Origin of the sequence: Streptomyces violaceoruber, assembly GCF_033406955.1 — a bacterium.
Classification (GTDB): Bacteria; Actinomycetota; Actinomycetes; order Streptomycetales; family Streptomycetaceae; genus Streptomyces; species Streptomyces violaceoruber.
In genome coordinates, this window is record NZ_CP137734.1 from 4,516,072 (window position 1) to 4,541,170 (window position 25,099).

26 protein-coding genes are annotated in these 25,099 nt (G+C 74.1%); 19 read left to right on the forward strand and 7 right to left on the reverse strand.

Annotation, left to right across the window (positions count from 1 at the left end; genetic code table 11):
- The first annotated feature begins 75 nt into the window (after positions 1-75).
- The 17 genes from R2E43_RS20310 to R2E43_RS20390 all read left to right on the forward strand — a co-directional run bounded on the left by R2E43_RS20310 (position 76) and on the right by R2E43_RS20390 (position 17,603).
- Positions 76-1,236 (forward strand): sensor histidine kinase, encoded by a 1,161-nt coding sequence (locus R2E43_RS20310; RefSeq protein ID WP_003975284.1) that lies wholly within the window; start codon positions 76-78, stop codon positions 1,234-1,236.
- Positions 1,233-1,979 carry a response regulator transcription factor gene (locus tag R2E43_RS20315; protein WP_093456445.1) on the forward strand — a complete coding sequence of 249 codons (747 nt, stop codon included), beginning with the start codon at positions 1,233-1,235 and terminating at the stop codon, positions 1,977-1,979. Before R2E43_RS20310 ends, R2E43_RS20315 begins: the two co-directional genes overlap by 4 nt.
- Before the next feature lie 52 nt (positions 1,980-2,031).
- Positions 2,032-2,904: an SRPBCC domain-containing protein gene (locus R2E43_RS20320; RefSeq protein ID WP_332056430.1), complete on the forward strand. Its 873-nt coding sequence runs from the start codon at positions 2,032-2,034 to the stop codon at positions 2,902-2,904.
- Between the two features lie 68 nt (positions 2,905-2,972).
- Positions 2,973-3,761: an aldose epimerase family protein gene (locus tag R2E43_RS20325; RefSeq protein WP_011029144.1), complete on the forward strand. Its 789-nt coding sequence runs from the start codon at positions 2,973-2,975 to the stop codon at positions 3,759-3,761.
- A gap of 10 nt (positions 3,762-3,771) precedes the next feature.
- Positions 3,772-4,320 (forward strand): orotate phosphoribosyltransferase, encoded by a 549-nt coding sequence (gene pyrE / locus R2E43_RS20330; RefSeq protein ID WP_003975288.1) that lies wholly within the window; start codon positions 3,772-3,774, stop codon positions 4,318-4,320.
- A gap of 172 nt (positions 4,321-4,492) precedes the next feature.
- Positions 4,493-5,524 (forward strand): class II fructose-bisphosphate aldolase, encoded by a 1,032-nt coding sequence (fbaA, locus tag R2E43_RS20335; RefSeq protein ID WP_003975289.1) that lies wholly within the window; start codon positions 4,493-4,495, stop codon positions 5,522-5,524.
- Between the two features lie 70 nt (positions 5,525-5,594).
- Entirely contained in the window at positions 5,595-7,049 is a 1,455-nt protein-coding gene (locus R2E43_RS20340; protein WP_003975290.1) for an MFS transporter, read from the forward strand.
- A 297-nt stretch (positions 7,050-7,346) separates the two neighbouring features.
- A complete protein-coding gene (locus R2E43_RS20345; RefSeq protein ID WP_003975291.1) occupies positions 7,347-7,760 on the forward strand; it encodes a DUF3151 domain-containing protein in 414 nt (137 codons plus the stop codon).
- A 144-nt stretch (positions 7,761-7,904) separates the two neighbouring features.
- The gene (locus R2E43_RS20350; RefSeq protein ID WP_003975292.1) at positions 7,905-8,720 is read left to right on the forward strand and encodes a tryptophan 2,3-dioxygenase; all 816 of its coding nucleotides are present in this window, start codon (positions 7,905-7,907) and stop codon (positions 8,718-8,720) included.
- Positions 8,713-9,945, forward strand: a complete 1,233-nt coding sequence (kynU, locus tag R2E43_RS20355) for a kynureninase (protein ID WP_332056431.1) — start codon at positions 8,713-8,715, stop codon at positions 9,943-9,945. Before R2E43_RS20350 ends, kynU begins: the two co-directional genes overlap by 8 nt.
- A 196-nt stretch (positions 9,946-10,141) precedes the next feature.
- A complete protein-coding gene (locus R2E43_RS20360; RefSeq protein WP_193485180.1) occupies positions 10,142-11,047 on the forward strand; it encodes an alpha/beta hydrolase in 906 nt (301 codons plus the stop codon).
- Between the two features lie 144 nt (positions 11,048-11,191).
- Positions 11,192-12,181 carry an alpha/beta hydrolase gene (locus tag R2E43_RS20365; protein ID WP_193485178.1) on the forward strand — a complete coding sequence of 330 codons (990 nt, stop codon included), beginning with the start codon at positions 11,192-11,194 and terminating at the stop codon, positions 12,179-12,181.
- Positions 12,174-13,448 (forward strand): acyltransferase family protein, encoded by a 1,275-nt coding sequence (locus tag R2E43_RS20370; RefSeq protein ID WP_193485176.1) that lies wholly within the window; start codon positions 12,174-12,176, stop codon positions 13,446-13,448. The genes R2E43_RS20365 and R2E43_RS20370 overlap by 8 nt, the downstream gene beginning before the upstream one ends.
- Positions 13,441-14,820 (forward strand): sensor histidine kinase, encoded by a 1,380-nt coding sequence (locus R2E43_RS20375; protein ID WP_329431467.1) that lies wholly within the window; start codon positions 13,441-13,443, stop codon positions 14,818-14,820. Before R2E43_RS20370 ends, R2E43_RS20375 begins: the two co-directional genes overlap by 8 nt.
- Positions 14,817-15,503, forward strand: coding sequence for a response regulator (locus R2E43_RS20380; RefSeq protein ID WP_003975298.1), 687 nt, complete (start codon positions 14,817-14,819; stop codon positions 15,501-15,503). The genes R2E43_RS20375 and R2E43_RS20380 overlap by 4 nt, the downstream gene beginning before the upstream one ends.
- A gap of 13 nt (positions 15,504-15,516) precedes the next feature.
- A complete protein-coding gene (locus tag R2E43_RS20385; protein WP_329431469.1) occupies positions 15,517-16,941 on the forward strand; it encodes a sensor histidine kinase in 1,425 nt (474 codons plus the stop codon).
- Positions 16,938-17,603: a response regulator gene (locus tag R2E43_RS20390; RefSeq protein ID WP_003975300.1), complete on the forward strand. Its 666-nt coding sequence runs from the start codon at positions 16,938-16,940 to the stop codon at positions 17,601-17,603. Before R2E43_RS20385 ends, R2E43_RS20390 begins: the two co-directional genes overlap by 4 nt.
- 31 nt (positions 17,604-17,634) lie before the next feature.
- On the opposite strand, the gene R2E43_RS20395 is transcribed toward R2E43_RS20390, so the two are convergent.
- On the reverse strand, positions 17,635-18,153 hold the full coding sequence (locus R2E43_RS20395) for a hypothetical protein (protein ID WP_240804584.1): 519 nt from the start codon (positions 18,151-18,153) through the stop codon (positions 17,635-17,637).
- A gap of 46 nt (positions 18,154-18,199) precedes the next feature.
- Between R2E43_RS20395 and R2E43_RS20400 the strand changes: the two genes are divergently transcribed.
- Complete coding sequence (locus R2E43_RS20400) at positions 18,200-19,435, forward strand: cytochrome P450 (RefSeq protein ID WP_265695982.1); 1,236 nt, start codon at positions 18,200-18,202, stop codon at positions 19,433-19,435.
- On the opposite strand, the gene R2E43_RS20405 is transcribed toward R2E43_RS20400, so the two are convergent.
- The 4 genes from R2E43_RS20405 to R2E43_RS20420 all read right to left on the reverse strand — a co-directional run bounded on the left by R2E43_RS20405 (position 19,418) and on the right by R2E43_RS20420 (position 22,945).
- The gene (locus R2E43_RS20405) at positions 19,418-19,741 is read right to left on the reverse strand and encodes a hypothetical protein (protein ID WP_093456441.1); all 324 of its coding nucleotides are present in this window, start codon (positions 19,739-19,741) and stop codon (positions 19,418-19,420) included. The two genes, R2E43_RS20400 and R2E43_RS20405, sit on opposite strands and share 18 nt — an antisense overlap.
- 57 nt (positions 19,742-19,798) lie before the next feature.
- Positions 19,799-20,263: a cupin domain-containing protein gene (locus tag R2E43_RS20410; RefSeq protein WP_003975304.1), complete on the reverse strand. Its 465-nt coding sequence runs from the start codon at positions 20,261-20,263 to the stop codon at positions 19,799-19,801.
- A gap of 130 nt (positions 20,264-20,393) precedes the next feature.
- Positions 20,394-22,013, reverse strand: coding sequence for an ABC transporter permease (locus R2E43_RS20415; RefSeq protein ID WP_030867909.1), 1,620 nt, complete (start codon positions 22,011-22,013; stop codon positions 20,394-20,396).
- Positions 22,010-22,945, reverse strand: coding sequence for an ABC transporter ATP-binding protein (locus tag R2E43_RS20420; protein WP_011029129.1), 936 nt, complete (start codon positions 22,943-22,945; stop codon positions 22,010-22,012). Before R2E43_RS20420 ends, R2E43_RS20415 begins: the two co-directional genes overlap by 4 nt.
- 88 nt (positions 22,946-23,033) lie before the next feature.
- On the opposite strand from R2E43_RS20420, the gene R2E43_RS20425 reads away from it, so the two are divergent.
- Positions 23,034-23,543 carry a GbsR/MarR family transcriptional regulator gene (locus R2E43_RS20425; protein WP_030867895.1) on the forward strand — a complete coding sequence of 170 codons (510 nt, stop codon included), beginning with the start codon at positions 23,034-23,036 and terminating at the stop codon, positions 23,541-23,543.
- 12 nt (positions 23,544-23,555) lie between these two features.
- On the opposite strand, the gene R2E43_RS20430 is transcribed toward R2E43_RS20425, so the two are convergent.
- Together R2E43_RS20430 and R2E43_RS20435 are read right to left on the reverse strand one after the other, a co-directional pair.
- On the reverse strand, positions 23,556-23,984 hold the full coding sequence (locus R2E43_RS20430; protein ID WP_030867892.1) for a DUF6086 family protein: 429 nt from the start codon (positions 23,982-23,984) through the stop codon (positions 23,556-23,558).
- 77 nt (positions 23,985-24,061) lie between these two features.
- Positions 24,062-24,967 (reverse strand): diacylglycerol kinase family protein, encoded by a 906-nt coding sequence (locus R2E43_RS20435; protein ID WP_332056432.1) that lies wholly within the window; start codon positions 24,965-24,967, stop codon positions 24,062-24,064.
- Positions 24,968-25,099: the final 132 nt, after the last annotated feature.

Below are 25,099 nucleotides of genomic sequence, written 5' to 3' on the forward strand. Positions count from 1 at the left end.
CGCCCGGTTCCTGCAACTTCCGCGGTACGGCAGAAGGATGACGCCGACGCCGGGCGGCGGACCTACGCTGCGGGAATGCGCCTGCACCCCCTGGCGGCCGACGGCCTGATCGCCGCGGCGCTGACGACCGTGGCCGTCCTGCTCGGCACCGAGGCCGTCGCCCAGGGGTGGCCCGCGCTCGACCCGCTCGCCTGGACGCTCGTCGCCCTGCTCACCCTCCCGCTCGTCCTGCGCACCCGCGCCCCCGTCACCGTCTGCCTCGCCGTGCACGCCTGCTGGGCGCTCTACATCACGCTCGACTACTGGCCCGTCGTCGGCTCCTTCGGCCCCATGCTCGCCGTCTACACCGTCGCCGCCCAGCGCCCCACCCGCACCGCCGCCGCCTGCGCCGCCCTGCTCGCCGGGGTGTGGATCTACGCCGGGCTGCGCAGCGACTCCGGGGCCATGGCCTCGGTGGCGGGGCAGGCCGTGGGCTTCCCGCTGGTGCTGTGGCGGTTCGGGTACGTGGCCCGCCGGACCGGCGAGCTGACGCTGCGGCTGCGGGCCGAACAGGCCGACCGGGCCCGCCGCGAGGTCGCCGAGGAGCGTGTGCGGATCGCCCGCGAACTGCACGACGTGGTCGCCCACCACATCGCCGTCATCAACGTCCAGGCCGGACTGGCCCGCTTCGTCTTCCGGTCCGACGCCCGCACCGCACGCGACGCCCTGGACACCATCGAGGGCGCCAGCGGCGAGGCACTGGCCGAACTGCGCCGCATGCTCGGCCTGTTGCGCGCCGACGGCGTGCAGGGCGCGGACGGCGCCCCCGCTCCCGGCCTCGACCAGCTCGACGAGATGGTCACCCGGGTGCGCACCGGCGGCGTGGGCGTTCGGCTGCGTGTCACCGGCACCCCGCGGCCCCTGCCGCCAGGCGTTCAGCTGTGCGTCTACCGGGTGGTGCAGGAGGCCCTCACCAACGTGCTCAAGCACGCGCCCGGCGCGGACGCCGCCGTCGAACTCGCCTACCGTGCGGGCGAGGTGACCGTCTCGGTGACCGACGGCGGACCGGCCGGGGGACCGGATCCGGTCACACCTGCCGAAGGGGGCGGCCACGGCTTGATCGGGATGCGGGAGAGGGCCAAGCTCTACGGCGGGACGATCGCCGTCGGCCCGCGCAGCGAGGGTGGATTCGGCGTGCGCCTGACCCTTCCGACGCCGGTACAAGTCGCACGCCGGGGAGACTCCGTGCGGGAATGACCGACGCAGACCGCCCGACGGACGGGCCGCACCACGACGCCGCCGGGCCGATCCGCCTGCTGGTCGTCGACGACCAGTACCTCGTCCGCACCGGCCTCGCCACGCTGCTGCGCGCCGCCCCCGGCATGGAGGTCGTCGGCGAGGCGTCCGACGGCGCCGAGGCGGTGGTGCTGGCCGCCCGGACCCGGCCGGACGTGGTCCTGATGGACATCCGCATGCCCGGCCTCACCGGTATCCAGGCCACCGAGCGGATCCTCGCCCAGGCGGTGGACCCGGCGCCCCGCATCCTCGTCCTGACCACCTTCGACCTCGACGAGTACGTGTACGGCGCCCTGCGGGCCGGCGCGTCCGGCTTCCTGCTCAAGGACGCGGGCCCCGAACGGCTGCTGGCCGCGGTCACCGCGGTGCACGGCGGCGACGCGCTGTTCGCCCCCGCGGTCACCCGGCGCCTGGTGGAGGCGTTCACGCGGATGACGGACACGGGGCGGGCGGATCCGCCGGACGCCGGTCCGCCGCCGCCCGCGCTGACGACGCTGACCGGCCGCGAGGCCGAGGTCCTGCAACTGGTCGGCCGCGGACTGAGCAACGCCGAGGCCGCCGACCGGCTGTTCATCAGCGAGGCCACCGTGAAGACCCACCTCAACCGCACCATGAGCAAGCTGGGCCTGACCAGCAGGGCCCAGGCGGTGGTCGTGGCGTACGAGACGGGACTGGTGACGCCGGGGGGCGCGGGCGCCGGGTGACTTTGTGCCGACGGGGGGTGCGCCGGGCCGCCGCTGGGTAGGGTGCCGTGACATGGAGCATGAGGTGTTCGTTCCGGTTCCGGCCGAGCGGCTCAGGGACGTGCTGGCCGACCCCGTCCGGGTCGCCCGGGCGGTTCCGGGGCTCCAGCAGGACGCCGGGGCCGAGCCCGTCGCGGGCCGGCTGAAGGTGCGCATCGGCAGTCACTCCATCACCTACCGCGGCTCCCTGCGCCTGTCCGCGCGCGGGGACGGCACCTACGCCGTCGAGGGCGACGCCACCGAGTCGCGCGGCACCGGCGCGGTCGCGCTCGCGCTGACGCTGCGCGCGGACGACGCCGAGGGCGGCGCCACCCTCACCTTCACCGGGACGGCCACCGCGGACGGGCGGGTCGCGGAGCTGCCGCCGGACTCGGTGGCGTCGGCCGCGAACCGGCTGCTGGCCCGGTTCGCGGAGAACCTGGGCACAGCGGCGCAGGCGCCCCCCGCGCCGGAGCCGGAGCCGAGCCCGCAACCCGAACCGCGCCCCGCCTCCGTCTTCGACACCGAGGTCCCCCCGTCCTCCCTCGCGGACAGCGACAGCGACAGCGACGGCGACGCGGACGAGGACACAGGCGCAGGCGCAGGCGCAGACGCAGACGCGCACGCGGACGAGAAGGCGGAGGCGGAAGGGGACGCGGACCGCGGCGGGCGCACGGACGACGAGCCGGCCGTCCCGCCCCCCGCCGAGGCCGCGCACGCGCGCCGCACGATGATCGGCCGCAGCGCCGAGGAAGTGGACCACGCCCCGCCGCGCGGCCGGTACGCCCCCGTGCCCGCGCCCCAGCCGAGCGCGGTCGGCGCCCCCCTGCGCTGGGCCGCCCCCGCGGCGGCGCTGGTCGTGGCGTCGGCGATCGTGGTGGGCCGCGCACTGCGCAAGCGCCGCTGACCACCGCCGGACCGCCGCGGAGCACCCGCCGGGTGGGGCGCCCTTGATCGCCCCAGTAGGGTCGTGGCGTGAGTAACGAACCCATCACGCTGACCGCGGGCGACGCGGAGGCGACCGTGCTGCCGGGCAACGGCGGCCGGATCGGCGGACTCCGCGTCGGCGGCACGGAGCTGCTCCGCCAGGGCGAGCGCTACGGCTGCTTCCCGATGGTCCCCTGGTGCGGACGCATCCGCGACGGCCGCTTCAGCGACGGCGCCGTGGTCCACCAGATGCCGCTGAACTCCCCGCCGCACGCCATCCACGGCACCGCCCGCGACGCCGCCTGGCGCACCGCGCGGGTCACCGCCGACGAGGCCGTCATCACGTACGACCTCGTCGACCCCTGGCCCTACCCCGGCCGCGTCACCCAGGTGGTCGCGCTCGCCGAGGACCGGCTCACGCTGTCGATGTCCGTGGAGACGTACGAGTCGTCCTTCCCGGCGCAGATCGGCTGGCACCCCTGGTTCAACCGGACCCTCGACGGCACCGGTGTGGAGATCGCCTTCGACCCCGCCTGGCAGGAGGAGCGCGGCGACGACCACCTCCCCACCGGCAACCGCGTCGAGCCGAAGCCCGGCCCCTGGGACGACTGCTTCGGCATGCCCGACGGCGTCGACGTCACGCTGACCTGGCCGGGGCTGCTGGAGCTGAAGGTGACCAGCCGGGAGCAGTGGGCCGTGGTGTACGACGAGCAGGAGGCCGCCGTCTGCGTGGAGCCGCAGACCGGCCCGCCCAACGGCCTGAACACCCTCCCCCGCCTGGTCACACCCCTGGAGCCGCTGGAGGCGACGACCACCTGGTCCTGGCGCCGCCCTTAAGCTGGCGTACATGACGGACGTACGCGGCGAGCTGCTGCAGCAGATCAAGGACAAGGCCGTGGTGCACGGCAAGGTCACCCTCTCCTCGGGGCTGGAGGCCGACTACTACGTCGACCTGCGCCGCATCACCCTCGACGGCGAGGCCGCGCCGCTGGTCGGCCAGGTGCTGCTGGACCTCACCGCCGACCTGGAGTTCGACGCGGTGGGCGGGCTCACCATGGGCGCCGACCCGGTCGCCGCGAGCATGCTGCACGCCGCCGCCGCGCGCGGCCGCAGGCTGGACGCGTTCGTCGTCCGCAAGGCCGCCAAGGCGCACGGGCTGCAGCGCCGCGTCGAGGGCCCGGAGATCAAGGGCCGCCGCGTCGTGGTCGTCGAGGACACCTCCACCACCGGCGGCTCCCCGCTCACCGCCGTCGAGGCCGTGCGCGAGGCCGGCGCCGAGGTGGTCGCCGTGGCGACGATCGTCGACCGGGCGACCGGGGCCGGCGAGAAGATCCAGGACGGCGCGGGGGTGCCGTACCTGTACGCGTACGGCAAGGACGAGCTGGGCCTGGACTGACACCAGGGGTACCGGGGGAACCTGGGGGACCAGGGGCCGAGACGGGGCCGGGGTCCACTCGGGGATTCCCGTTCCGTCTGGAAGGATGGGGCCGACGATGACGTCGCCCCCCAGTCCTAGGTCAGGGCCATAAGCAACAACACGCCCACCCGCACATACAAGGAGCGGACAGATGCCCATCGCAACTCCCGAGGTCTACAACGAGATGCTGGACCGGGCGAAGGCAGGAAAGTTCGCCTACCCCGCCATCAACGTGACCTCTTCCCAGACGCTGCACGCCGCCCTGCGCGGCTTCGCGGAGGCGGAGAGCGACGGCATCGTCCAGATCTCCACCGGCGGCGCCGAGTTCCTGGGCGGCCAGCACAACAAGGACATGGTGACCGGCGCCGTCGCCCTCGCCGAGTTCGCGCACATCGTCGCCGAGAAGTACGACGTCACCGTCGCCCTGCACACGGACCACTGCCCCAAGGACAAGCTCGACGGGTACGTACGCCCGCTGATCGCCGTCTCCGAGGAGCGCGTCAAGGCCGGCCGCAACCCGCTGTTCCAGTCGCACATGTGGGACGGCTCGGCCGAGACCCTGGCCGACAACCTCTCCATCGCCGAGGAGCTGCTGGCGCGCGCCCGCGCCGCCAAGATCATCCTCGAGGTCGAGATCACCCCGACCGGCGGCGAGGAGGACGGCGTCTCCCACGAGATCAACGACTCCCTGTACACCACGGTCGACGACGCGGTCCGCACCGTCGAGGCCCTGGGCCTGGGCGAGAAGGGCCGCTACCTGCTCGCCGCGTCCTTCGGCAACGTGCACGGCGTCTACAAGCCGGGCAACGTCGTGCTCCGCCCCGAGCTGCTCAAGGAGCTGAACGAGGGCATCGCGTCGAAGTACGGCCAGCCGGCCGGCAGCAAGCCGTTCGACTTCGTCTTCCACGGCGGCTCCGGCTCCACCGCCGAGGAGATCGCGACCGCCCTGGAGAACGGCGTGGTCAAGATGAACATCGACACGGACACCCAGTACGCCTTCACGCGTCCGGTCGTCGACCACATGTTCCGCAACTACGACGGCGTCCTCAAGGTCGACGGCGAGGTCGGCAACAAGAAGACGTACGACCCGCGCACCTGGGGCAAGCTGGCCGAGGCCGGCATGGCCGCGCGCGTCGTGGAGGCCTGCGGCCACCTGCGCTCGGCGGGCCAGAAGATCAAGTAACACCCGGTCGACACGACCGTACGCACGAGCCCGGCGCCCTTCGCGCCGGGCTCGCTGTATACCTGGGGGCATGCCCGACGTCCGGCTGTCCTCACCGCAGGGCAAGTGGATCCTGCTGACCACCGTCCTCGGCTCCAGCATGGCGCTGCTGGACTCGACCGTCGTCAACGTCGCGCTGCCCCACATCGGGCGCGACCTCGGCGCGGACCTGGCCGCCCTCCAGTGGACCGTCAACGCGTACATGGTCACGCTGGCCGGCCTGATCCTCCTCGGCGGGGCGCTCGGGGACCGGTTCGGCCGCCGCCGGATCTTCGTCCTGGGCGTGCTGTGGTTCGCCGCCGCCTCCCTGCTGTGCGGGCTCGCGCCGAACGCCGGTGTGCTGATCGCCGCCCGCGCCCTCCAGGGCGTCGGCGGGGCGCTGCTCACCCCCGGCTCCCTCGCCCTGATCCAGGCCTCCTTCCACGCCGACGACCGGGGCCGTGCGGTGGGTCTGTGGTCGGGGTTCGGGGGCGTCGGCGCGGCGGTCGGGCCGTTCCTCGGGGGCTGGCTGGTGGACGGGGCCGGCTGGCGCTGGGTCTTCCTCCTCAACGTCCCGCTGGCGCTGCTGTGCGCCCCGATCGCACTGCGGCACGTCCCCGAGTCCTCGGACGAGCGCGCCCACACCCGCTTCGACGTCCTCGGCGCCGCCCTGTGCGCGGCGGCCCTCGCGCTGCTCACCTACGCGCTGATCGAGGCCCGTACGGCGTCCTGGGCGGTGGCGCTCAGCGCGGTGGCCGGGGCGGTGGCCGCCGTGGCCTTCGTCCTCGTCGAGCGGCGCGGCAAGGACCCGATGATGCCGCTGGACGTCTTCTCCTCCCGCCAGTTCTCGGCGGTCAACCTGGTCACGCTGTGCGTGTACGCGGCCTTCGGCGGCTTCTTCTTCCTCGCCGCGCTGCAACTCCAGGTCGTCGTCGGCTGGTCCGCGCTGGCGGCCGGTACGGCCCTGCTGCCGACCACCGTCCTGATGCTGCTGCTCTCGGCCCGCTCCGGCGAACTCGCCGAGCGCCTCGGCCCGCGCCTCCAGCTCACCGTAGGCCCGCTGCTCTGCGCCGCCGGGATGGTGCTGATGCTGCGGGTCGGCCCCGGCGCCTCGTACCTCGCCGACGTGCTGCCCGCCCTGCTGGTGCTCGGCCTCGGCATGGTCACGCTGGTCGCCCCGCTGACGGCGAGCGTGCTGGCCGCCGTGGACACCGCGCGCGCCGGTCTGGCCAGCGGCATCAACAACGCGGCGGCCCGTGCGGCGGGGCTCGTCGCGGTGGCCGCGCTGCCCCTGCTCACCGGCATGGGGGAGGAGGCCTACCGGTCGGCCGACGCGTTCGACGACGCGTTCCGCCCGGCCATGCTGATCTGCGCGGGTGTCCTGGTAGCGGGCTCCCTCATCGCCTTCACCACGGTGCGCCGCCCGGCCCCCGACTGCCCCCGCCCCGAGTGCCGCACCCACGGCTCGGTCCTGACACCCCCGCTGGAGGGGGAGCGCACTCCCTAGCCGCCCCCGCCCTCAAGGGGCGCGGGGAACCGCGCACGGCACGGGCCGCGGGGTCCCGCTTCGGTCCGACGCCCGGGTCACGCCCTCAAGGGGCGCGGGGAACTGCGCGCCCAGCCACGACGCACCCGCGGCCGTCCCCGCGACCGGTCGCGGGGAACTGCGCGCCCAGCCACGACGCACCCGCGGCCGGTCGCGGGGAACTGCGCGCCCAGCCACAGCGCACCCGCGGCCGACAACGCACCCCCTCCCACCGACAGCCCCGTCCGGCCGCCCCCGGCGATGCCGCAGACTTGTCCCATGGCCATTCACGAGAACCTCCTCGGGGGACCGCCCCCGACCCACCTCCCCGACGACCCGGGGCCGCGCGAGCTGCTGGCGGGCGGCACCTCCCCCGCCGACGTCGCCGCGAAGTACCCGACGTCCTCGCTCGCCTGGGCCCGCCTGGCCGACGAGGCGTTCGAGCGGGGCAGCGTCGTGGAGTCGTACGCGTACGCCCGTACGGGCTACCACCGCGGCCTCGACTCCCTGCGCCGCAGCGGCTGGAAGGGACACGGCCCGGTGCCCTGGGAGCACGAGCCGAACCGCGGCTTCCTGCGCGCCCTGCACGCCCTCGCCCGCGCCGCCCAGGCGATCGGCGAGAAGGAGGAGTACGAGCGCTGCAGCCAGTTCCTGAAGGACTCCTCGCCGGAGGCCGCCGAGGTGCTGGGCTGAACCAGGCACACCCCGGGCCCGTCCGCCGTGCGCGGGCGGGCCTTGCGGTTTCCTGCGACGATTGCGGAGGATGCCGTTGGGGACCGGGGCCCCGTGCCGGTAACGGCAGGGCGGACCGCTACCCGTGCACATCAGGAGACAGCGATGTCCCACGACGCCCCGAATCTCGACTTCGAGGGCAGCACGCCGTACGAGGACTACGTCAAGGCGGACGTGCTCACCCACCTCCAGCACACCCTCTCGGACGATCCCGGAGAGATGGTCTTCCTGGTCACGACCCAGGTCATGGAGCTGTGGTTCACCGTCATCGTCCACGAATGGGAGACCGCCGCCCGCGCCCTGCGCGAGGACCGGATCCCGGTGGCGACCGACGCGCTCAAGCGTTCGGTGCGGGAGCTGGAGGCGCTGAACGCCTCCTGGACGCCGCTCGCGGGCCTCACGCCCGCCCAGTTCAACTCCTACCGGTCCGCCCTCGGCGAGGGCTCCGGCTTCCAGTCGGCGATGTACCGCCGCCTGGAGTTCCTGCTCGGCGACAAGTCCGCGTCCATGCTCGTCCCGCACCGCGGCGCCCCGCGCGTCCACGCGGAACTGGAGAAGGCGCTGCACGAGCCGAGCCTGTACGACGAGGTGGTCCGGCTGCTCGCCCGGCGCGGGTACGACATCCCGGACGCCGTGCTCCAGCGCGACGTCACACAGAAGTACGAGGCCGCGCCCGAGGTGGAGGCCGCCTGGACGGCCGTCTACTCCGGCGACCAGAACGGCGAGCTGGCCCGCCTCGGCGAGGCCCTCACCGACGTCGCCGAGCTGGTGTGGCGCTGGCGCAACGACCACCTGGTCGCCACCCGCCGCGCGATGGGCTCCAAGACCGGCACGGGCGGCTCCGCCGGGGTGGCCTGGCTGGAGAAGCGGGCCCGCAACAACGTGTTCCCCGAGCTGTGGACGGCGCGGTCGTATGTCTGAGCCGACGAGCCTCGCGGGCGAGGCGGAGCAGCTGGACGCCGCCGACGGGCTGGCGGCGGTGCGCGAGCGTTTCGTCCTCGACGACGTGACCTACCTCGACGGCAACTCGCTGGGCGCCCTGCCCGCGCACGTCCCCGCGCGCGTGGCGGACGTCGTACGACGGCAGTGGGGCGAGCTGCGCATCCGGTCCTGGGAGGAGAGCGGCTGGTGGACCGCGCCCGAGCGGATCGGCGACCGGATCGCCCCGCTGGTCGGCGCGGCCGCCGGACAGGTCGTGGTCGGCGACTCGACCAGCGTCAACGTCTTCAAGACGCTGGTCGCCGCGGTGCGCATGGCGCAGGAGGACGGTCGTGGCGGTGCGCGGACCGGTCCGGTCCGGGACGAGATCCTGATCGACGCCACCACCTTCCCCACGGACGGGTACATCGCCGAGTCGGCGGCCCGGATGACGGGCTGTGCCCTGCGGCCCGTGGCCCCGGCCGAGGTCCCCGGCGCCCTGGGCGACCGCACCGCCGCGGTGCTGCTCAACCACGTCGACTACCGCTCGGGCCGGCTGCACGACCTGCCCGGACTCACGGCCGCGGTGCACGCGGCGGGGGCGTACGCGGTCTGGGACCTGTGCCACAGCGCGGGCGCGCTGCCGGTCGGGCTCGACGAGCACGGCGTCGACCTGGCGGTCGGCTGCACCTACAAGTACCTCAACGGCGGCCCCGGCTCGCCCGCGTACCTGTACGTGCGCCGTGACCTCCAGCCCCGCTTCGACTCCCCGCTGCCGGGCTGGAACTCGCACGCCGAGCCGTTCGGCATGCGGCCCGCCTACGCCCCGGCCTCCGGAGCGGTGCGCGGGCGGGTCGGCACGCCGGACATCCTCTCCCTGCTCGCCCTGGACGCGGCGCTGGACGTGTGGGACGAGGACGCGGTCTCGGTGGCGGCGGTGCGGGCCAAGTCGCTGGCGCTGACGGACTTCTTCCTGCGCTGTGTCGGGGCGTACGTCCCGGACGGCCGCGTGGAGTCCGTGACCCCGGCGGCGCACGCCGAGCGCGGCAGCCAGGTCGCGCTGCGCTGCGACGACGCGGGCGAGGTGATGAAGCGGCTGATCGAGCGCGGGGTGGTCGGCGACTACCGCGCCCCCGACGTGCTGCGCTTCGGCTTCACCCCGCTGTACGTCGGCTTCGCGGACGTGGAGCGGGCGGCGCGGGTGCTGGCCCGGACACTGGCCGGCTGAGTCGCGGCCGGGGCCGGGGCCGGGGCGCCGGCCCCGGCCCCGCGTCGCCGGGCGGGGCCGGACGCGTCGTTCCGGCCCTCACCCAGCGTCACATCCCCGTGTCCGCGCACGTCACCGGCCTGATAACGTCCCGCCAACGGCCGATTCTTTTCTTCCTCCGGTCCGCCAACACCGTTCCGTCGCTGAGAGGTTGACCATGCCGGACGCCGCCGCAGAACCGGGCACCGCTGCCGCGAGGGACGCGGCGGAGGAGAAATCGGCCCTCTCCCACCCGGCGGTCGAACCCGACAGCACCGCCGGTTACGGCGACCACCCCGACCAGGTGATCGACTTCTACCTGCCGCGCGGCGGGGCGGGCCCGGACGAGGCCGCTCCCGTCGTGGTGGTCCTGCACGGGGGCTCGTGGCGGGCCCCGTACGACCGGCGGCACATCAGCCCGTTCGCCGGCTTCCTGGCCCGCCGGGGCTTCGCCGTGGCCAGTGTGGAGTACCGGCGCGGTGCGGAGGGGCCCGATGCGGAGGGGGCGGGTGGTGATCCCGTCGCGGGACGCTGGCCCGACACGTTCGACGACGTGGCCGCCGCACTGGACGCCCTCCCCGAGCTGGTCCGGCAGCACCTGCCGCGGGCGGACGCGCGGCGCGTGGTGCTCACCGGCCACTCCGCCGGCGGCCACCTCGCCCTGTGGGCGGCCGCCCGGCACCTGCTGCCCGCGGACGCCCCGTGGCTGACCGACCGCCCGGCGCCCCTGCGCGGCGTGGTCGCGCTCGCGCCGATCGCCGACTTCGAGGTCGCCGACCGGCTCGGCGTGTGCGGTGGCGCGGCGCGGCAACTGCTGGGCGACGGCGAGCTGTTCGCCGGGCGCCGCCCGTACGCGGACCCCGCCCTGCTGCTGCCCACGGGGATCGCGACGACCCTCGTGCAGGGCCGCGCCGACGTGGACGTCCCGCAGGCGGTCGCCGAGGCGTACGCGGACGCGGCGGCCAAGGCCGGGGAGGTGGTGGGGGTGACCTTGCTGGAGGACGTCGGCCACTACCCGCTGATCGACCCGGCGGCGGACGCGTGTGCGGTGGTTGCGGAGGAGATCGCGCAGTTGGCCTGGTGAGCGGGCCGCGGGTGTCGTCGTACCCGTAGTACCTGAGAGCTACCCCGCAGGTGAGTTCCCTGGCGGGACGCGGGTTACCCGGCCCGGTCCATAACTTCCCTTCCAGACGCGCCCGGTGGGCGGGCGTACTGGAGGGGGGCGGCCATGGGGCCCGGGACGACGGTACGTTGGCGGCGGCGGGTGAGTGGATGGCGCCGCGCCGGTTGTGCCGCCCTCATCGCCGGTGCCGTGGCGCTTCCCCTCTCCGGGGCCGCGCGGCCCGAGATCCCCGCCCCGCCGCCCGCCGCGCTCGCGGCCCCGACGGCCGCGACGCTGGAGAAGGCGTACGCCGCCAACCGGGCCAACGCGGCCGAGGCCTCCCGGATGGCCGCCGACCACGGCGACCGCCACCGCGCGGCGGCGGACCGCGCGATGGCCGACCGGTCCCGCCGCCTCCTCGCCTTCGACGGCCGGGGCGCCGGACTGGCCACCGAGGTCTTCGGCGACCTGGCGCGGGCCGACCGCGTCGCCGTCCTGGTCCCCGGCTCCGACACCGGCCTCGACACCTACGGCCGCTTCCGCGCCACCGCCCTGGCCCTGCACCGGCAGCTCGTCGCCGAGGCTCCCGCGGGGACCCGCACCGCCGTCGTGGCCTGGCTTGGCTACGAGACGCCGGGCACCGTCAGCACCACCGTCGCCACCACCGACCGCGCCGACCGGGCCGCCCCCGAGCTGCGCGCCCTGGTCGGCGACCTGCGCCGGATCACCGGCCCCGGCACCCGCCTCGCCCTCCTGTGCCACTCCTACGGCTCGGTGGTCTGCGCCCGCGCCGCCGACGGCCTGGAGGTGGCCGACATCGCCCTGGTCGGCAGCCCCGGCACCGGCGCCGACACCGCCGCCGGTCTGCACTCCGAGGCCCGGATCTGGGCGGGGCGGGGCGCCGAGGACTGGGTGGAGCACGTTCCGCACGTCAGCGCCGACCTCTTCGGCACCACCGTCGGCTTCGGCACGGACCCGGTCTCCCCGGCCTTCGGCGCCCGGGTCTTCGACGCCGGGGACGGCGGCCACAGCGACTACTTCGACCCCGGCTCCCGCTCCCTGACGAACCTGGCCCGGATCGCCCTGGGCGAGACCACGGAGGTGACCCATGCCTGACCTTGACCCGGCCCCGGCCCCGGCCCCGGCCCCGACTGCGGCCTCGACCCCGACTGCGACCCCGACCGGCACACCGTCGCTCGCGCGCGGCGCCCTGCGCGGGGCCGCCGCCCGTGTCGACGCGGCCACCCCGGCGGGCCGGGACCGGGCCGTGGACGCCCTGCGCGCCTTCGCCATCCTCGGTGTGGTCCTGGGGCACTGGCTGGTGACGGCCCTGGTCGCCGACGGCACCAGCCTGCACGCGGCCAGCCCGCTGGGGGAGATGCCCTGGCTGGCGCCGGTCTCCTGGGCCTTCCAGACCCTCGCCGTGTTCTTCCTGGTCGGCGGCCATGTCGCCACCCGCGGATACGCGTCGGCCCGGGCCCGGGGCGAGTCCTACGGCCGCTGGCTGACCGCCCGGCTGTCCCGGCTCTTCCGGCCGGTCCTGGCGGTCCTCGCCCTGTGGACGGTGACGGCGGCGCTGCTCCTGTGCACGGGCGCGGACTTCGTGACCGTGCACACGCTGGTGAAGCTGGCGCTGTCCCCGATGTGGTTCCTGCTGGTCTTCGCCGCGCTGACCGCGGCGACGCCGCTGGTGACCCGGCTGCATCCGCTGTGGCCGCTGGTCGTCGTCCTCCACATCGACCTGCTGCGCTTCGGTCTCGGCGCCCCGTCCTGGCTCGGCTGGGTCAACCTCGCCGCCGGCTGGCTGGTCCCCTACACCCTGGGCGCCGCCTGGTCCCGCGGTGAGCTGGACCGCCGCCGATCGGGCTGGATCCTGCTGACCGGCGGCACGGCGGCGACCGCGGCGCTCGTCGCCTGGGCGGGCTACCCGGCGTCGATGGTCGGCGTCCCCGGCGCGTCCGTGTCGAACCTCGACCCGCCGACCCTGGCCGCCGTCACCTTCGGCCTGGCCCAGTGCGGGCTCGCCTTGCTGCTGCGCGAGCGGCTGCGCCGTGCGATGCGGCGTCCCGTGGCCTGGGCGGCGATCGCGCTGGCCAACCTCTCCGCGATGACGATCTTCCTCTGGCACCAGACGGCCCTGATGGCGACCACGGCCACCGGGCTCCTGGCGGGCCGTCTGCCCGGCCTGCACACGCGTCCCGACGGCCTGGACTGGGTCGCGGCCCGGATCGCCTGGCTCCCGGTGTTCGCGCTGGTCCTGGCCGGCTGCTGGGCCACCTTCCGCTCCTGCGAACAGCACGGCCCAGGACGGCGCCGTACCCGGGTCGTGCGCGCGCACCGCCCGCGGCGCCCGGCGACCACGGCAGGTGCACGCCATGTCTAGGGTGGAGCCCGTGACGCGATGGGGGAAGCGGCAGTGGGCCCGGTCCCGGACCCGGGCCGAGCGCATGCTGCGCGTGCTCCACGACGACCTGTGGACGTGGCGGGCCGATCCACTGCCGCCGTCGGTGTGGCTGCGCTGGGTCCCGCACGGCGTCGTCCTCCTCGCCACATTCGGCGTGCTGCTCGGGGACGCCGCCCAACTCGGGGACAACGGCGGGATCGAACCGGGGTTCGCCTTCCTCATCGCCATCGTCCAGGCGGGCGCGATGGCGCTCGCGCTGTGGCGACCGGTCGCGGCGTGGTGGCTGTCGATGGCGGGCATGCTGGTCGGGGCCTTCGCCGTGCGGGCCGAGATGGTCCCGGGCGGCTACGAGTTCACCTGGCCGTGGACGGCCGCCGGGCTCATCGGGCACCTGTTCGTGATGCTGCTGCTCGCCCTGCGGGTGCGTACGCGCGTGTCCCTGGAGGCGCTGGCCCTGACCGCGCTCACCACCTACCTGGTGCAGGGCGTGATGGGCGCGCCGAACTACCTGCCGACCGGCCAGCTCGCCGCCATCCTGTTCACGGTCGTCGTCGTCCTCGGCATCGCCCTGCGAGGCCGCCGTGAAGCACGCAACCAGCTGGCCGAGCAGACCACGCTCACCGCCGAGGAGCGGGCCCGGCGCACCCTGCTGGAGGAGCGCGGCCGCATCGCGCGCGAGCTGCACGACGTGGTCGCCCACCACATGTCGGTGATCTCCATCCAGGCCCAGGTCGCGCCCCTCCTCGTGGAGAACCCGTCGGACGAACTCAAGGAGAACCTCGCCGGCATCCGGCAGAACGCCCTGGAGGCGCTCACCGAGCTGCGCCGGGTGCTGGGCGTGCTGCGCTCCGAGCACCCGGACCTGCCGGTGGCCCCCGCGGCGGGCGACGGAGCCACGCCGCACGCCCCGCAGCCGACGCTCGACCGGCTCGACGCGCTGGTGGAGAACACCCGGGCCGCCGGGCTGTCCGTGACCACCGATACGGGCGGGACACGCCGACCGCTGCCGCCCGGCGTGGAGCTGTCGGCGTACCGGATCGTGCAGGAGGCGCTCAGCAACGTGCTGCGGCACGCGCCGGGCGCGAGTGCCCGGGTCCGCCTCGTCCACCTTCCGACCGGGCTGCGCGTGGAGGTCACCAACACCCGCCCGCAGCGCGCCCCGGCGCCCTCGCAGGGGGCCGGGCACGGCCTGCTCGGCATGCGGGAGCGGGTGGCGATGCTCGACGGCACGCTGACGGCCCACCCGATGCCGGACGGCGGCTACCAGGTGGCGGCGTTCCTGCCGGCCGACGGCCCCGGCCTGTCCACCGCACCTTCCCCTGACCCTTCCACCGAGGACGACACCCGATGACGACCAGCAGCGACGGCCGCGTGATCCGCGTGCTGATCGCCGACGACCAGCAGATGGTCCGGCAGGGTTTCACCGTGCTGCTCAACACCCAGCCCGACATCGAGGTGATCGGGCAGGCGGTGGACGGCCTGGACGCCGTGGCCAAGGTCGCCGAGCTGGCCCCGGAGGTCGTCCTGATGGACATCCGGATGCCCGAGCTGGGCGGCATCGAGGCCACCCGGCGGATCACCACGGCCACCCCGGAGATCCGGGTGCTGGTGCTGACCACCTTCGACCTCGACGAGTACGTGTACGAGGCACTGCGGGCGGGGGCCTCCGGGTTCCTGCTGAAGGACGCCTCCGCCGACCAGCTCGCCGAGGCCGTCAGGGTGGTGGCCGCCGGTGACGCCCTGCTCGCACCGGGGATCACGCGGCGGCTGATCGCGGAGTTCTCCCGGCTGGACGACCGCCCGCGCGCCCCGCTGAAGGCCCGCGTCGGCGAGCTGACCGAGCGGGAGACGGAGGTGCTCGCCCTGATCGCGCAGGGCCTGTCGAACGCGGAGATCGCCCAGCGCCTGGTGGTCGCCGAGCAGACGGTGAAGACCCACGTCGGCAGGATCCTGGTCAAGCTGGGCCTCAGGGACCGCACACAGGCGGCGGTGTTCGCGTACGAGTCGGGCCTGGTGCGCCCCGCGGGCTACTGAGGAGCGACGCGCGGTGGCCCCCGTAGTACTTGAGACGGACGCCGGAGAACCCGTCTGCACGGGGACGACCGGCCACTCCCGGTCGGCCTACCGTGTGAGCGTGACCGAGACGACGCACCAGCAGCACGAGGGCGGGACCCGCAGCCAGGAGTACCGGCTGGTGCGGACCTCCCTGCGAGGACTGCGCCAGGACCTGTTCCACGACCCCTTCGCCTACCGAGTCCTGCCGCCCCGCCACACGGACGGCGCGTTCGTCCGCCGGCTGCCCGGCCGGCTGCGCCCGGACGCGCAGTACCTCCCGCACGCGGTGGTCGGGGCGATCGCGTTCCTCACCTTCGTCGTCGGCGCGGTCTCGGGCGACCTGCCCGGCGGCGACGTGCCGGCCCTGCTGAGCGGCCTCCTGTGCGCCGTCCCGGTGCTCGCCACGCTGGTGCGGCCGATCGGCGCGTTCTGGCTGTCCCTCGCCGTGACCCCGCTGGTCGCGCTCATCAACGGCGCCGGGTGGGACTGGCCCTGGATGCCGGGCGCGTTCCTCTGCCACCTCGCGGTGCTGATCGTCGTGGCGCTGCGCACCCGGCCCCGCACCGCTGTCTGGATGTGGGTCCTGACCTGCGTGTACGGCTTCGTCGCGGACGCCTTCTTCGGCGGGTCGTACTACTACACGAACAGCGGTCCCATGATGGTGACGTCCGCGTTCGCCCTGCTCGTGGTCTGTCTCTGGCACATACGGCAGACCGCCCGCAGGGAGGTGACCGCCCAGCAGACGGTCACGGCGCACGAACGCTCCCGCCGCACCCTGCTCGAGGAGCGCACCACCATCGCCCGTGAGCTGCACGACGTGGTCGCCCACCACATGTCGGTGGTCGCCATCCAGGCGGAGGCCGCGCCCTACCGGGTGGAGAATCCGCCGGAGGAGCTGGAGCGGGCCTTCGCCACCATCCGGGAGAACGCGGTGGCGGCCCTCACCGAGCTGCGCCGCGTCCTGGGCGTCGTCCGCGCCGAGGACTACGAGGCCCCGGACGCCCCGCAGCCGACACTCGCCGACCTGGACGCCCTGCTCGCCAACGTCCGCGAGGCGGGCCTGGCCGTGGACAAGGCGGTGACCGGCGCGGTGCGGGAGCTGCCGCCCGGGGTGGAGCTGTCGGCGTACCGGATCGTGCAGGAGGCGCTGAGCAACAGCCTGCGCCATGCGCCGGGCGCGACGGCCCGCGTCGAGGTCTCCTACGTCCTGGGCGGTCTGGGCCTGCGCGTGGTCAACACCGCCGTCCCGCCGAACACCCTGGTCAAGGCGTCGCCCGGCGCCGGGCACGGCATCACCGGCATGCGGGAGCGCGTCTCGATGCTGAACGGCGAGATGACGGCGGGTCCGACGGACGACGGCGGGTACGAGGTGGCGGTCTTCCTGCCGGTCACCGTGCAGACCGAAGGTGAAGCATGACGATCCGCGTACTGATCGCCGACGACCAGATGATGGTGCGCGAGGGCTTCTCGGTCCTGCTGAACGCGATGCCGGACATCGAGGTCGCCGGCGAGGCGGTCAACGGCCGGGAAGCGGTGGCGAAGGTCCGCGAGCTGTCCCCGGACGTCGTCCTGATGGACATCCGCATGCCCGAGCTGAACGGCATCGAGGCGACGCGGGAGATCGTCGCGGCGGACAGCACGTCCAAGGTGCTGGTCCTCACCACCTTCGACCTCGACGAGTACGTGTACCAGGCACTGCGCGCGGGCGCCTCCGGCTTCCTCCTCAAGGACGCCTCGGCCCGCCAGCTCGCGGACGGTGTCCGGGTGGTGGCGGCCGGGGAAGCCCTCCTCGCCCCCTCGATCACCAAGCGTCTGATCACCGAGTTCTCCAAGCTCTCCGAGACCCCGCGGCTGATGCCCTCGGCGCAGGCGGCCTACGGCGACCTGACCGATCGCGAGACGGAGGTGCTGGTCCTGATCGCGCAGGGCCTGTCCAACGGGGAGATCGCCGAGCGCCTGGTGGTCGCCGAGTCGACGATCAAGACCCACGTCAGCCGCATCCTGGTGAAGCTGGGCCTGCGCGACCGCACCCAGGCGGCGGTCTTCGCCTACGAGGCGCGGCTGGTGACGCCGGGCTGACCGCGGGGGCGATGCCGCGGCCGGTCACCGGTCACCGGCCGCTGTCCGGTTGCTGTTGCTGTTGCTGCCGCAGCTCCCTCCGGCGCCGGCGCCGTTCGCGTCGCCGCCCGCTCCTACGGGCCCGTGCCCGTGCCAGCCGCTCCTCACGCTGCCGCTGTGCGCGCTCGCGCTGCCTCGATTCGCGCACCGCGTCATTGTTCCACCGCGCGCACCACGGGACGAGCGCCGCGGACGACACGAGAGCGAGCGCCACGATCCAGTGACCGAGGGAGGTCCCCATGGCCAGGGCGACCACGGCTCCCGCGACCGCGCCGGCCGAGTAGCCCAGAGCCGGACGCCAGTCCCTGCGGTGGAAGCCGGCCTTGAACGGGACGACGAGCGGGACGGGCGCGATCATCAGCGCGGCGAAGTACTTGCCGCCGCCCTCCGGGACACCGCAGCCTCCCCTCGGATGCGGCGCGCATCCCACCGTCACCGACCCGGCCAGTCCCCACCCGAACCACAGTGCCAGTCCCGCCGCCAAGGCGGCCCCCACCCATTTGGCATGCATCAGCGGAGTGTATGCACCGGCCGGGCCGGCGATCTATCGTCCGTCCATGACGGCTGCAACCGATGGTCCCCATGTGTCCGGTCCCGCGTTCGACCCGTGGGACCCCGCCTTCGTCGCCGACCCCTACCCCGCCTTCGCCGAGCTGCGGGCCCGGGGGCGCGTGCTCTACTACGAGCCGAGCGACCAGTGGCTGGTCCCGCACCACGCGGACGTCTCCGCGCTGCTGCGCGACCGCCGCCTCGGCCGGACCTACCAGCACCGTTTCACGCACGAGGACTTCGGCCGCACGCCGCCCCCGCCGGAGCAGGAGCCCTTCCACACGCTCAACGACCACGGCATGCTCGACCTGGAGCCGCCGGACCACACCCGTATCCGGCGCCTGGTGTCGAAGGCGTTCACGCCGCGCACCGTGGAGCGGCTGAAGCCGTACGTGCACGGCCTGGCGGACGACCTGGTGGGCCGGCTGGTGGCGGCGGGCGGCGGCGATCTGCTCACCGACGTGGCCGAGCCGCTGCCGGTCGCCGTGATCGCCGAGATGCTGGGCATCCCGGAGTCCGACCGGGCCCCGCTGCGCCCCTGGTCGGCGGAGATCTGCGGGATGTACGAGCTGAACCCGTCCGAGGAGACGGCGGCGAAGGCGGTCCGGGCCTCGCTCGACTTCTCGGACTACCTGCGCGCGCTGATCGCGGCCCGCCGCAAGGAGCCCGGCGACGACCTGATCTCCGGTCTGATCGCGGCCCACGACGAGGACGACCGCCTCACCGAGCAGGAGATGATCTCGACCTGCGTCCTGCTCCTGAACGCCGGTCACGAGGCCACGGTGAACGCCACCACCAACGGCTGGCTGGCGCTCTTCCGCCACCCCGACCAGCTGGCCGCCCTGCGCGCCGACCACTCCCTCGTCCCGTCGGCCGTGGAGGAGCTGATGCGCTACGACACCCCGCTCCAGCTCTTCGAACGCTGGGTCCTGGACGAGATCGAGATCGACGGCACGACCCTCCCGCGCGGCGCGGAGGTGGCGATGCTGTTCGGCTCGGCCAACCACGACCCGGCGGTCTTCACCGACCCGGAACGCCTCGACCTCACCCGCCGCGACAACCCGCACATCTCCTTCAGCGCCGGCATCCACTACTGCATCGGCGCCCCGCTGGCCCGCATCGAACTCGCGGCGTCCATGACGTCCCTGCTGAAGCGGGCGCCGGGCCTGCGCCTGGCGGCGGAACCGGAACGCAGGCCGAACTTCGTGATGCGCGGCCTGACGGAGCTACGCGTGGAACTCTGAGACCCCCGAGGACTCAGGGGACTCAGGGGACTCGGAGGACTCGGGGGACCCGGAGGACTCGGGGCGCCGGCGCCGTCCCAGCAGCAGCCAGGCCCCGAGCCCCCACACCACGGCGGGCACGACGGCCCCGGCAAGGAAGACGAACGGCAGCTCGGTGAGGGCGGCGCCGAAGTCCTGCCCGTTGTTCTCGAACTCGTTGCCGAGGTGCCGCTGCGTGCGGTCCGAGGCCCCCCACAGCCATACGGCGCCCACGACGCCCGCCGCCGACACCAGGCACCCGCCACCCGTCACCGCGTCTCGCTTCATGCCCACGAGGACGCCGTCGCGCCCGCGCCGGTTTCACCGCGGGGGCGCGGCCACGCCCTACGCGTGGGGCGGCTCGTCCAGGAGGGCCACGCCGTAGCGGGCGAGTCCGTCCACGTGGTCCAGGTCGTGCCGCGCCCCGGCGGGCCCGACCGAGCGGAAGTACCCCTCGATCGCCCCCGGGTTGTTGATGACCAGCACCTCCGCCGTGGTGGTGAGCGGCTGGAAGGTGTGGGGGACCGACCGGGGGCCGAAGACGTAGGAGCCGGGCCCGGCGTCGTGGACCTCGCACGCGTCGAGTGAGGCCGAACCGACCCAGAAGCGGACCCGCCCGGACAGCACCACCCAGCTCTCGTCCTCGCGGCTGTGCACGTGCAGGGGCGGTGCGTCCGCGCGGCGCATGGTCAGCCGCGCGACGCTGACGACTCCCTGGGTCTCGGTGTGCGAGACGACCTGCTCCTGGACGCTGTCGTAGTACGGGTAGTGGGTGCCTTCGCCGGGGTTGCGTACGAGCGCGACGCTCATGGGGGTGCTCCCCTTCCGCTGTGGTTTATCGTTCAACTATTTCCGTTGCGTCGCCTCCCCGCAAGGGGTCGCCGCGGTCCGCCGCGATCTGTCCGGATTCCGCCGCCCGGGCCACCCCTTCCGCCGGACGTCACGTCAGGTCCCGCCGCCGCAGCCCGACGAGCCCCGCCCCCACCAGCGCCCCGGCGATCAGCACCAGCACCAGCACCGGCGACCAGTTCATCTCCCCGCCCGGCAGCTTCGGCAGGTGTCCGAACGGGGACACGTCCAGGACGGTCTGCGGCACGTCCAGCGCCGGTCCGACCCACCCGAGCAGCAGCACCGCGCCCGCGACGGCCCACGCGGCCACCGCCGCCCGGGGCAGCAGACCGTGCAGCAGCACCGCCGCCCCGCCGATCACCCACACCGCCGGCAGCTGCACCAGGCACGCGCCCAGGATCGCCCCGAAGTCCTGCCCGTACCCGGCGGCGAAGCCGAGCCCGGCGAGCAGCATGATGAGCGCCGCGCCGCCGAAGGCGATCACCAGGTGGCCCGCGGCCCACCGCAGCCGGCCCACCGCGCCCGCCAGCACCGGTTCCGCGCGCCCGGACGTCTCCTCGCCGCCGAGCCGCAGCACCGACGCCACCACGTAGAGCGCGGCGATCAGCCCGAGCATGCCGACCATCGCCGACACGAACGCGTCGGTCAGCCCGGCCTGCCCGCCCATCCGCTCGATGATCTCGCGGGCCTGTTCGTTGTCGCCGACCAGATCGGCCGCGCCCTCCGTCATCCCGCCGTAGACGACCCCGGCGGCGAAGAAGCCGATGCTCCAGCCGAGGACGCTGCCCCGCTGAAGGCGCCAGGCCAGCGCACCGGCCGTACGCAGGCGCCCGGCGGCCGGTCCGGGCCGGGTCGGCAGGAAGCTCATGCCGAGGTCCCGGCGTCCGGCCAGCCCGTAGGCCACGGCCCCCTGCGTCACCGTCGCGCCCGCGATCAGCAGCAGCGCCCACCATCGCTCGTCCGCGAAGGACCGCACGTTCTCCAGCCAGCCGAGCGGCGACACCCAGGTCAGGACCGAGGAGCCGTCGTCCGTCGCCGAGTCGCCCGCCGCACGCAGTACGAAGGCCCCGCCCAGGACCGCCGCCGTCAGCCCCCGGGCCAGCCGCGCGCTCTCGGTGAGCTGGGCGACGATCGCCGCCATGGTCGCGAAGAGCATCCCGACGCCCGCGATCCCGAGTCCGAGGGCCAGCGCACCGGCCGTCCCCTGCCCGGCCAGCCCGGCGAAGACGAGAAGGGCCAGTACGGCGTTGGCGACCGCCGCCGCCAGCAGCGCCGCCGTGAGCGGGGCCCGGCGGCCGACCATTCCGGAGGCGACGACCTCCTGCCGTCCGCTCTCCTCCTCGTCCCGGGTGTGCCGTACGACGATCAGCAGGCTCATCACGGCGGCGAGCGCACCGGCGTACAGGCCGACCCGCCAGGCGGTGAGCGCGCCGAGGCTGTCGTCGAAGAGCGGGCCGACCAGGGCGCGCAGCGAGGCGTTGGTCTCCATCTGCCGCATCAGGTCGGCGCGTTCGGCGGCGGTGCCGTACAGGCCCTTGATGGTGCCCGGCATGGACAGCACCATGAGCGCGTTCACCGCGACCCAGACGGGGATCAGTACGCGGTCGCGGCGCAGGGCGAAGCGCAGCAGCGTGCCGGTGCCGGCCAGTTGGCGCGAGCCCCCGGGCCGGGCCGCGAAGGCGCCGGCGGCGGTTTCGGCGGTGGCGGTCATCGCGCCGTCACCTCCCCGCCGACCCCGGCGTCCGCACCGGTCTCCGCGTCCCCGGCCTGGTAGTGCCGCAGGAACAGCTCCTCCAGCGTCGGCGGCGTCGACGTCAGCGACCGCACGCCCGTCTCGCTCAGCGACCTGAGGACGGCGTCCAGCTTGTCGGTGTCGACCTGGAGCCGGACCCGGTGGCCCCGGACGTCGAGGCCGTGCACGCCGGGCAGGCGGGTGAGACCGTTCGGGGCGCCCGCGAGTTCGGCGGTGACGCTGGTCCGGGTCAGGTGGCGCAGGTCGGCGAGCGAGCCGCTCTCGACGGTCCGTCCCTTGCGGATGATGCTGACCCGGTCGCACAGCTCCTCGACCTCGCTGAGGATGTGGGAGGAGAGCAGCACCGTCCGGCCGCGCTCGCGCTCCTCCTCCACGCAGCGCTGGAAGACCTCCTCCATCAGCGGGTCGAGTCCGGAGGTGGGTTCGTCGAGGATCAGCAGGTCCACGTCCGAGGCGAAGGCGGCCACCAGGGCCACCTTCTGGCGGTTGCCCTTGGAGTACGTGCGGCCCTTCTTGGTCGGGTCGAGTTCGAACCGCTCGACCAGCTCCGCGCGCCGCCGGGTGTCGAGTCCGCCGCGCAGCCTGCCGTAGAGGTCGATGACCTCGCCGCCGGAGAGGTTGCGCCACAGCGTCACGTCACCGGGGACGTACGCGATCCGCCGGTGCGCCTCGACCGCGTCCGCCCACGGGTCGCGCCCGAGCACCTGCGCGGCGCCGGCGTCGGCGCGCAGCAGGCCGAGCAGGACCCGGATGGTGGTGGACTTGCCGGCTCCGTTGGGTCCGAGGAATCCGTGGACCTCGCCGGTCTCGACCTCCAGGTCGAGGCCGTCCAGAGCATGCGTGCGTCCGAACGACTTGTGGAGTCCGGAGACGCTGATTGCCTTCGTCATGTTTCGGAAAGTACGCTATTTTCAGAAACTTGTGAAGTTAAGGAACCGTCAGGATGATGAGCGACGCAGGGTGAGAGATGATCGACGGATGACGAAGGAAGCAGCGGGAGCGGCGGGGCCGGGGCGCGACCCCGAGGCGGTGTCGAAGTTCGTGGAGGGCTTCGCGGCCCAGCTCGTCGAGGCCGGGATGCAGCGCATGCCCGCCCGGGTCTTCGCCGCCCTGCTGGCCTCCGACTCGGGCTCGCTGACCTCCGCGGAACTCGGCGAGGGCCTGCGGGTCAGCCCCGCCGCCGTCTCCGGCGCCGTGCGCTACCTCTCGCAGCAGCACATGGTCTCGCGCGAGCGCGAACCCGGCTCGCGCCGGGAGCGCTACCGGGTGCACAGCAACCAGTGGTACGAGGCGCTCACCAACCGCGAGGCCATCCTCAAACGCTGGGAGAACGCGCTGCGCGACGGAGTCACCAGCCTCGGCGCCGACACCCCGGCGGGCCGGCGCATGGCCGAGACCCTCGCCTTCTTCGAGTTCGTCGACGAGGAGATCGCGGCGATGATGGAACGCTGGCGGGTGCACCGGGAGAAGACCTTCGGCACCGGCTGACGCGGAGGCGGCTCAGCGGGGCATGGCGCGTTCGACGGCCTCGGCCTGCTCGCGCAGGTGCTCCTCCCACTCCGGACGCGGGCGTGCGGGCACCGGTACCTGCACGTCGGCGCGCCCCTCCAGTCCGCCGTCCGCACCGGCCTCCGGGAAGCGCACCTCGGCCCCCGCCCGGTTCGCGAGGGCCAGCGCGGTGGCGACGAAGCCGCGGGAGAGGGTGTGGATGATCCGGTGGTGGGTGCCGTGGTGCCATGCCACCAGGGTGTTCACGAACCTGCCGTAGGCGCCGGGATCGATCTGGCACTCGTCGTTGACCATCTCGCCGACGCCGGACGGGACGCCCAGCTCGGCCTCGTACACGGCCACCTGCCGCAGGAACAGCCGCGCCGCCCCGTTGGACGGATTCCACAGCGTCTCGTCGCCCACGTCGAAGTACTGGCTCACGCATGCCCCCTGATCATCCGACCGGGAGCTTAGGCACCGGCTCCGGCTCCGTGCACGCCGTTTTGCCCGGCGCACCGTCATTCCGCCGGCAGCGTCAGCCCCCACGCCCCCTCGCGCGCCACCCACGTCCGGGTCCCGACCGGCCCGGACACCACCGCGTCGGCCCGGTAGCGGAAGTGCGCCCCCGACACGGTCACCGTCCGTCCGCTCGCCGTCAGCGGCGACGCCTGCGCGCCCACCGACAGGGGCCGCACCTCCACCACGGCCACCCCCGCCGCGCCCGGCGTCACCGACACCCCCTCGACCGGCTGGTCCAGGTCCACCAGCGTCACCCCGTCGACCTCCACCCGCAGCCGGGCCGGACCGGGCGTCCCCGGCGCCACGGCGGTCCGGGCCGTACGCGAGGAGGCCAGCGTCCGTACGAGCGACTGGCAGGTCCGCAGCCAGGGACGGACCGACGCCGCCCCCTGCGGACCGGAGCCCGCCTCCGCCCGCACCGGTACCGGCGCGGGAACGGGCGGAATCCCCACCGTCCCCAGCACCACCCCGTCGCTGTCGTCGACGAGCAGGTCCAGGCGTCGCTCCGCGCCGTCGAGCACGGCCCGCGCCGCCGCCACCGCCCCCGTCGGCAGCCCCAGGGACCGGGCGAGGCCGAGCGCCGACCCCACCGGAACCACGGACAGCGCGCAGCCCGCCAGCTCCCGCCGCCGGTGCAGCAGGGCCACGGCCCGCAGCAGCGCACTGTCGTCGCCGATCACCACCGGGCGCCGCGAACCGCGCCGCCCGAGTGCCCGCGCGAACTCCTCCGGGTCGTCCGGCAGACACACCTTCGTGTGCGACGCGCCCGCGCTGAGCACGTCTTTCGCGATCCGGACGGACTCCCCGTCCATCCGTCGGGCGACCGGATCGACGACCACCAGAAGCGAAACGGACCTCGCGGAAGAGTTCGCGGAAGAGCTCGCGGAAGTCGCCACCTCGGCCATGCCTCGCTTCCTCGGGTAGCATCTTTGTGCAAGAGCCCCTTGCGCTGTTGCGCCAGGGGCTTCGTCTATTCCGGGGCACCCGGTCCGACGGTTGGCGGCCAACGACGGTCGCGGTGTACGTGGCGGAAACCC